This window comes from Pseudoalteromonas aliena SW19, assembly GCF_014905615.1.
In the GTDB taxonomy this organism is placed as follows: Bacteria; Pseudomonadota; Gammaproteobacteria; order Enterobacterales; family Alteromonadaceae; genus Pseudoalteromonas; species Pseudoalteromonas aliena.
Genome location: NZ_AQGU01000011.1, coordinates 1 through 1,221, shown reverse-complemented (window position 1 = coordinate 1,221; position 1,221 = coordinate 1). Strand labels below are relative to the sequence as shown.

General features: G+C 44.6%; 1 protein-coding gene. It reads right to left on the bottom strand.

Annotation, left to right across the window (positions count from 1 at the left end; translation table 11 throughout):
• Window positions 1-36 precede the first annotated feature (36 nt).
• Window positions 37-1,221: an elongation factor Tu gene (gene tuf, locus PALI_RS00060; RefSeq protein WP_024589451.1), complete on the bottom strand. Its 1,185-nt coding sequence runs from the start codon at window positions 1,219-1,221 to the stop codon at window positions 37-39.

The window sequence follows — 1,221 nt, the reverse complement described above, 5'->3', positions numbered from 1 at the left end:
TGACCTTTTTCTAATAATTAACTTTAAGGTTAATTATTACGCTACGATAGTTGCTACAACACCAGCACCTACAGTACGGCCACCTTCACGGATAGCAAAACGAAGACCTTCATCCATCGCGATTGGCGCGATTAGAGTTACAGTCATCTTGATGTTATCACCAGGCATTACCATTTCTACGCCATCTGGTAACTGTACGTCACCTGTTACGTCAGTTGTACGGAAGTAGAACTGTGGACGGTAACCTTTGAAGAATGGAGTATGACGACCACCTTCATCTTTCGAAAGTACGTATACTTCTGAAGTGAATGTAGTATGTGGGTTGATTGAACCAGGCTTAGCTAGTACTTGACCACGTTCAACGTCTTCACGTTTAGTACCACGTAGAAGTGCACCGATGTTTTCGCCAGCACGACCTTCGTCAAGAAGCTTACGGAACATTTCAACACCAGTACAAGTAGAACGAGTTGTATCATTGATACCAACAATTTCTACTTCGTCATTGATGCGGATGATACCAGCTTCAACACGACCAGTTACAACAGTACCACGACCCTGGATTGAGAAAACGTCTTCGATAGGCATGATGAAAGGCTTATCGATGTCACGCTCTGGCTCTGGGATGTAAGTATCAAGTGCGTTTGCAAGCTCAACAATCTTATCTTCCCACTCTTTCTCGCCTTCTAACGCTTTAAGCGCAGAACCAGCGATTAGAGGTAAGTCATCACCTGGGAAATCGTATTCTGAAAGAAGTTCACGAACTTCCATTTCTACTAGTTCAAGTAGCTCTTCGTCATCAACCATGTCACATTTGTTCATGAACACGATGATGTAAGGAACGCCAACCTGACGAGAAAGAAGGATGTGCTCACGCGTTTGTGGCATAGGGCCATCAGTCGCAGCAACTACTAAGATCGCGCCGTCCATTTGAGCAGCACCAGTGATCATGTTTTTAACATAATCGGCGTGACCAGGACAATCTACGTGCGCGTAGTGGCGTGAAGGAGTATCGTATTCAACGTGAGACGTTGAAATAGTGATACCACGTTCACGCTCTTCTGGAGCGTTATCGATTGATGCGAAATCTTTAGCAACACCGCCGTATACTTTTGCAAGTACGTTAGTGATTGCTGCAGTTAGTGTAGTTTTACCGTGGTCAACGTGGCCAATTGTACCAACGTTTACGTGCGGTTTTACGCGTTCAAACTTTTCTTTTGCCAT